The sequence below is a fragment of the Roseibium sp. RKSG952 genome, assembly GCF_009711355.1.
Window position 1 is genome coordinate 1 of sequence record NZ_SMMF01000079.1, and the last position, 240, is coordinate 240.

The 240-nt window shown below is 55.0% G+C and carries 1 protein-coding gene; it reads left to right on the forward strand.

Features of this window, described 5'->3' with window-relative positions; genetic code table 11:
• Positions 1 to 240 (forward strand): transposase (locus E1297_RS00195; protein ID WP_196223061.1); only part of this gene is annotated, 240 nt, incomplete at both ends.

The window sequence follows — 240 nt, forward strand, 5'->3', positions numbered from 1 at the left end:
TCTCAACGTCCACAAAAGCCCGAGAGCCGCAAGGGCGATTGGGGAACGCGGTGCATCGGTGCTGTTCCTGCCGCGATACGCGCCCGACCTCAATCCAATTGAGAAGGCGATCTCAAAACTCAAGGCCTTGCTCAGACAGGCAAAGGCCAGAACATATGACGATTTGTGGAAGGCCATCGGCCATGTCTGCGACCAATTCACCCCACATGAGTGCTGGAACTACTTCAAGGCAACACAATG